Origin of the sequence: Streptomyces sp. 13-12-16 (genome assembly GCF_002114215.1) — a bacterium.
Classification (GTDB): domain Bacteria; phylum Actinomycetota; class Actinomycetes; order Streptomycetales; family Streptomycetaceae; genus Streptomyces.
Window position 1 is genome coordinate 1 of the sequence record NZ_NCTE01000234.1, and the last position, 6,009, is coordinate 6,009.

The 6,009-nt window shown below is 70.9% G+C and carries 6 protein-coding genes; 3 read left to right on the plus strand and 3 right to left on the minus strand.

Annotated elements, in window-relative coordinates; genetic code table 11:
• A partial coding sequence (locus tag B7767_RS10635; RefSeq protein ID WP_179167098.1) for an adenosylcobinamide-GDP ribazoletransferase occupies positions 1–251 on the plus strand: 251 nt, incomplete at its 5' end.
• 30 nt (positions 252–281) lie between these two features.
• Here the strand turns inward: B7767_RS10635 and B7767_RS10640 are convergent.
• Both B7767_RS10640 and ctaD read right to left on the minus strand, forming a co-directional pair.
• Positions 282–623 carry a hypothetical protein gene (locus B7767_RS10640; protein ID WP_085571984.1) on the minus strand — a complete coding sequence of 114 codons (342 nt, stop codon included), beginning with the start codon at positions 621–623 and terminating at the stop codon, positions 282–284.
• Between the two features lie 28 nt (positions 624–651).
• On the minus strand, positions 652–2,379 hold the full coding sequence (gene ctaD / locus B7767_RS10645; protein WP_085571980.1) for a cytochrome c oxidase subunit I: 1,728 nt from the start codon (positions 2,377–2,379) through the stop codon (positions 652–654).
• A gap of 260 nt (positions 2,380–2,639) precedes the next feature.
• On the opposite strand from ctaD, the gene B7767_RS10650 reads away from it, so the two are divergent.
• Positions 2,640–3,245: an RDD family protein gene (locus tag B7767_RS10650; protein ID WP_085571981.1), complete on the plus strand. Its 606-nt coding sequence runs from the start codon at positions 2,640–2,642 to the stop codon at positions 3,243–3,245.
• On the opposite strand, the gene B7767_RS10655 is transcribed toward B7767_RS10650, so the two are convergent.
• Entirely contained in the window at positions 3,205–4,014 is an 810-nt protein-coding gene (locus B7767_RS10655) for an endo alpha-1,4 polygalactosaminidase (RefSeq protein WP_085571982.1), read from the minus strand. The two genes, B7767_RS10650 and B7767_RS10655, sit on opposite strands and share 41 nt — an antisense overlap.
• A 312-nt stretch (positions 4,015–4,326) precedes the next feature.
• Here B7767_RS10655 and B7767_RS10660 point away from each other — a divergent pair, with 312 nt between their 5' ends.
• Positions 4,327–5,859 (plus strand): leucyl aminopeptidase, encoded by a 1,533-nt coding sequence (locus B7767_RS10660; RefSeq protein WP_085571983.1) that lies wholly within the window; start codon positions 4,327–4,329, stop codon positions 5,857–5,859.
• Positions 5,860–6,009: the final 150 nt, after the last annotated feature.

Genomic DNA, 6,009 nt, shown 5'->3' on the forward strand with positions numbered 1-6,009 from the left:
CGGGGGTGGTGCCGGTGGCGGGCGCGGTGGGTGCCGCGCTCGCGGTCGCCGGGCTCGCGGCGGCCGGGGGCGCGCCCCTGGGGGCGTACGACGTCCTGCGGGCCGTACTCGCCGTGGTCCTGGCCGTCGCCGTCGCCGAACTGCTGCTGCGGCACTGTGTCCGCCGTTTCGGCGGTGTCACGGGCGATGTGTTCGGCGGGCTCGCGGAGACGGCGGCGACGACGGCGCTCGTCGTCATGTCACTGGGCTGAGACCGCCGCGGAAGCGGGGTCCCACCGGTGTCATTCCCGGAGGAGGAGCGCGGCGATCGCCGTGCCCACGCCGCTCGCCCCCACCACGACCGCCAGGACGACGCAGCGCGCCCTCAGCCGCCGGTACCGGGCCTCGTACTCGGTGCGCAGCTCGGCCGCCCGGTCGCGGATCCGCACCAGTGTGGCCCGGGAGGCGGCGATCCGGTCGGCCCGGTACACGCGTTCCACCTCTTCGCGCTGTGCGGTCGTCAGCCACGGCAGTTCCCCGGCGAACCGGTCGGCCTGCCGCCGGGCCTCCTCGACCTCGGCGGCCCACAGGAGGTGGCCTTCGAGCCGGGCCAGGCCGAGGGCGCTGTCCTGACGGGGGTTCACACGCTCCTCCACGTTCCGGACCGTGGTCTCATCGCTGCTTGTCGCCGGGGGCCACGGTCGCGGAGGCCCCGGGGTGGTTCTCGATGTCGTCCAGTGCGGCGATGTCCGGGTGGTGCAGGTCGAACGCGGGGGACTCGCTGCGGATCTTCGGCAGGGTGGTGAAGTTGTGCCGCGGGGGCGGGCAGGAGGTCGCCCACTCCAGGGAGCGGCCGTAGCCCCACGGGTCGTCGACGCCGACCGGCTTGCCGTACTTGGCCGTCCTCCAGACGTTGTAGAAGAACGGCAGCATCGACATGCCGAGCAGGAACGAGGCGATCGTCGAGACCGTGTTCAGGGCGGTGAAGCCGTCGGACGCGAGGTAGTCGGCGTAGCGGCGCGGCATGCCCTCGGCACCCAGCCAGTGCTGGATGAGGAAGGTGCCGTGGAAGCCGGCGAACAGCGTCCAGAAGGTGATCTTGCCGAGGCGCTCGTCGAGCAGTTTGCCGGTGAACTTCGGCCACCAGAAGTGGAAGCCGGCGAACATCGCGAACACCACGGTGCCGAAGACCACGTAGTGGAAGTGCGCGACGACGAAGTACGAGTCCGTGACGTGGAAGTCCAGCGGCGGCGAGGCCAGCAGCACGCCGGTCAGACCGCCGAAGAGGAAGGTGACGAGGAAGCCCAGCGCCCACAGCATCGGCGTCTCGAAGGAGAGACTGCCCTTCCACATGGTGCCGATCCAGTTGAAGAACTTCACCCCGGTCGGCACCGCGATCAGGAACGTCATGAAGGAGAAGAACGGCAGCAACACCGCACCGGTGGGGAACATGTGGTGCGCCCACACCGTCGCCGACAGGCCCGCGATCGCGATCGTCGCGCCGACCAGGCCCATGTAGCCGAAGATCGGCGTGCGGGAGAAGACCGGGATGACCTCGGTGATGATGCCGAAGAACGGCAGCGCGATGATGTACACCTCGGGATGGCCGAAGAACCAGAACAGGTGCTGCCACAGGATCGGCCCGCCGTTGGCCGCGTCGAAGATGTGCGCCCCGAACTTGCGGTCCGCCTCAAGCGCGAACAGCGCCGCGGCCAGCACCGGGAAGGCGAGCAGGACCAGCACACCGGTCAGCAGCACGTTCCAGGTGAAGATCGGCATGCGGAACATCGTCATGCCCGGCGCGCGCATGCAGATGATCGTGGTGATGAAGTTGACCGCGCCGAGGATGGTGCCGAAGCCGGAGAAGGCCAGACCCATGATCCACAGGTCGGCGCCGACGTTCGGCGAGTAGGGGGCGTCCGACAGGGGCGTGTAGGCGAACCAGCCGAAGTCGGCCGCCCCGTTGGGGGTGAGGAAACCGCCCACCGCGATCAGCGAGCCGAACAGGTACAGCCAGTAGGCGAACATGTTCAGCCGCGGGAAGGCGACGTCCGGCGCGCCGATCTGCAGCGGCATGATCCAGTTGGCGAAACCGGCGAACAGCGGGGTCGCGAACATCAGCAGCATGATCGCGCCGTGCATCGTGAACGACTGGTTGTACTGCTCGTTCGACACGACCTGCAGACCCGGCCGGGCCAGCTCGGCGCGCATCACCAGCGCCAGGACCCCGCCCAGCACGAAGAAACCGAACGACGTCGTCAGGTACAGCGTGCCGATCGTCTTGTGGTCCGTGGTCGTCAGCCACTTGACGACCACGTAGCCGCGCCTCTGGCGCCGTACCGGCAGCTCGTCCTCGTAGCTCTCCTCGTCGAGTGAGCCCACCGTGCTCTTGTCCGCCACTGTCCACGTCCTCCTACGGGCTCGGGGAAAGTCCCCAAGGCAGCATGACGGGATGATTCCCGGCTTTGCCCGAAGTCGGACGCCGTGGCGCGCTTTCCACTCGGCATTCGGGTGACGTCGAACTTCCGTGCCGGTGGCCGCCGCGCCCGCCGTCATGTCACCGGGCTGGAACGATCTCCCCGTACCCCTGGGGGCCCGCCGTCCGCGCCGCTAGCCTGAGCCGCCGAACGGACGGAACAACAGAACAACGGGGGACGCCGATGCCGACCTTTCGCCGTGCCGTGGCCTGGTTCATCGACTTCGCGCTGGTGGTGGCGCTGGCCTCGGTGCTCGCGGTGCTCACCTTCAACCGGATGTCCGCCCTGGTCACCGACGTGCCCGAACTCGCCGCGCGCGGCGGTTTCGATCTGCTGACCTCGCGCGGTGACGTGGTCGACGCCTCCGGGGACCTCGGCCTGTCGCTGTGGAACAAGTCGGTGCTCTACGTCGAGCAGGCCTTCGGGCTGCTGGTCGTCGTCACGTTCCTCTACCAGTGGGCGTGCCTGGCCCTGATCGGGCGCACCCTCGGCAAGGGTCTGACCGGGCTGCGGATCACGCCCCGCGGGACCGGCGCGGCGGCGCGCCGGGCGGCGGTGACCACGGCGGCGGACGTCGCCGTGTACGCCGTGGCCTGCGTGCTGCTGATCGAGGGGCGGTTCGCGCTGTCCGTGCTGGTGTGGGCGGTCGCGGTGGCCCTGTCCCTGTTCAACGCGCTGCCCGTGCTGGGCCCCGGCCGCCGTTCCCTCGCCGACCGGGTGGCGGGCACGTCGGTGACGGGGCTCGGTCTCAGCAGGCCCGCCGCCATGCGTCCAGTTCGTACTTCTTGAGCAGGGAACTCAGCCTCAGCCGGCGGGAGTCGGCGCAGAAGCGGTCGGTGGTCAGCTCGTACTCGACGTGGAAGACGGCCTTGTCCGCCTCGACGAACGGGGTCAGCTCGGCGCACTCGCCGTACTGGGCGCACTGTTCGTTGACCGCGAAGTCGAAGTCGTCGACCAGTTCGGGGATCTGGTCGAGGTCGTTCTTCAGGCCGACGGCCATACCGCGCTCGTGGGCGAGCCGGGCGATCAGCCGGTTGTAGCGGAGCTGGTCGTCGGCGGTGAGCGGGAACCCGGTGCGGTTGCGGTAGCCGTCCATGTTGTCCGGCTCCACCGCGTCGAAGCCCTTCTCCCGGCACATGTCGAGGCGCTCGGCCATGAGCGGCTCCAGTACGTCGGTACGGCGGATGTCGAGCCAGCGCTCGCCCTCCCAGCCGTTGCCTCGGCCGATCACCGACTCGGGGAAGTCGTCCGCGTCCGGGCGGAAGTCCTCCCACGCGCCGGTGGAGAGGTAACAGATGACCTTCCGGCCGTCGCGGTGCAGTTCAGCGACCGTCTCCTCCGAGTGGTCGAAGCCGTCGATGTCGTAGACGGGGACGTCGACGGAGGTGTCGAGCCGTCCGCTGAGCTGCCACTGCCAGTCGGTGCCGGGCCGGGGCCGCCAGCGGTCGCCGGCCGGTGTCCTCTCGGCGTCGTCGGCGTCGGTGCCGGGTCCGGGCGCGGCCGTACAGGCCGCCAGCAGCAGGGCGAGCAGCGGGACAAGGAGGAACGGTCGTCTCACCGGGTGGTCTCCAGAACGGGCGGTGGTGTGGTCGGCACCGCGGGCGGTACACAGGAACCTCAAGGATCATCGTCGCCGTCCCCGGGTGTGGCGGCGGGGTCCGGAAGACGTCCGCGGCACCGCCACGAGGCGAACGCCCGTGGGAGTGAGCGAACGCTCACACGCGCGTAGGCTCGTGCCGAGTGTTCGCCGCCCGGGGACGACCCCGACGGCACCGCGCCCGTATGTCGGAACTAGGGTCGGCTGCCGGGCCCGGTCGACCCACACCCTTCGGCCACAGCAACTTCACATCGGAAGCGAGATTTCACCACCGTGACTGCTCTCACTCTCAGCACCGCCGCGGTCCCCGGCCTGCGGGCCGACGCGATCGTGATCGGTGTCGCCAAGGGCTCCGCGTCAAAGCCGGGGGGTCCCGTCGTCGCACCGGGCGCCGAGGCCGTGGACCAGGCGTACGACGGCGGACTCGCCGGCGTCCTGGAGACCCTCGGCGCGTCCGGTGCCGAGGGCGAGGTGACGAAGCTCCCCGCGCCGGCCGGCTTCAAGGCGCCGCTCGTGGTGGCGGTGGGCCTCGGCGCCCAGCCCGAGGAGGACTCCGGCTACGACACCGAGGCGCTGCGCAAGGCGGCCGGTGTGGCCGCCCGCACCCTCGCCGGTTCCAAGAAGGCCGCGTTCGCCCTGCCCCTGACGGACGCCGCCGACGCCGGCGCGGTCGCCGAAGGCGTGCTGCTGGGCGCGTACTCCTTCGACGCCTACAAGGAGAACGGCAAGAACGGAAAGAACGGCAAGGCGCCGCTCGCCGAGGCCGCGCTGCTCGGCGGCAAGCCCCGCGACAAGGCGTACAAGGCCGCGGTCGAGCGCGCCACCGCCGTCGCCGAGGAGCTGAACCGCGCCCGCGACCTGGTCAACACGCCGCCGAACGACCTCAACCCCGAGGCGTTCGCGGCAATCGCCCAGGCCGCGGCCAAGGAGCACGGCATCAAGGTGCAGGTGCTCGACGAGAAGGCCCTGACCAAGGGCGGTTACGGCGGCATCCTCGGCGTCGGCGCCGGGTCGGCGTCGGGGCCGCGGCTGGTGAAGCTGTCGTACACCTCGGCCAAGGCGAAGAAGCACCTCGCGCTGGTCGGCAAGGGCATCACCTATGACTCGGGCGGCATCTCGCTGAAGCCGGCCGGGCACAACGAGACGATGAAGTGCGACATGAGCGGTGCCGCCGCCGTGTTCGCCGCGGTCGTCGCCGCCGCGCGGCTCGGCCTGGAGGTCAACGTGACCGGCTGGCTGGCGCTGGCCGAGAACATGCCGTCCGGCTCGGCGACGCGCCCGGGTGACGTGCTGCGCATGTACAGCGGCAAGACGGTGGAGGTGCTCAACACGGACGCCGAGGGCCGGCTGGTCCTCGCGGACGCCCTGTGGGCGGCCTCCGCGGAGAAGCCGGACGCGATCGTGGACGTCGCGACGCTGACCGGGGCGATGATGCTGGCGCTGGGCAGCCGGACGTTCGGGATCATGGCGAACGACGACGCGTTCCGCTCCGCGGTGCACGAGGCGGCGGAGGAGGTCGGCGAGCCGGCGTGGCCGATGCCGCTGCCGGAGCACCTGCGCAAGGGGATGGACTCCGCGACCGCCGACATCGCCAACATGGGTGAGCGGATGGGCGGCGGGCTGGTCGCGGGCCTCTTCCTGCGTGAGTTCGTGGGTGAGGGGATCACCTGGGCGCACCTGGACATCGCCGGGCCGGCGTTCAACGAGGGCGGGCCGTTCGGGTACACGCCGAAGGGCGGGACGGGGTCGGCCGTCCGCACGCTGGTGCGGGTCGCCGAGCTGGCGGCCGCGGGTGAGCTCGGCTAGGGACGCCTGACGGCTCGGGGGCGCGGGGCACCGTGCGGCTGGCGGTCCGCTGTGGCCGGTCGCGCAGTTCCCCGCGCCCCTTCGGTCGGCTGCGGCCGGCCCTCTCCACACGTGAACGCGGCGCACCGGACGCGCCCGCGCGGCGAAGCC

Bases quoted from the DNA above. Each gene is read 5' to 3' on its own strand.
- B7767_RS10650 (WP_085571981.1), top strand. From the start codon at position 2,640: ATGCCGACCTTTCGCCGTGCCGTGGCCTGGTTCATCGACTTCGCGCTG.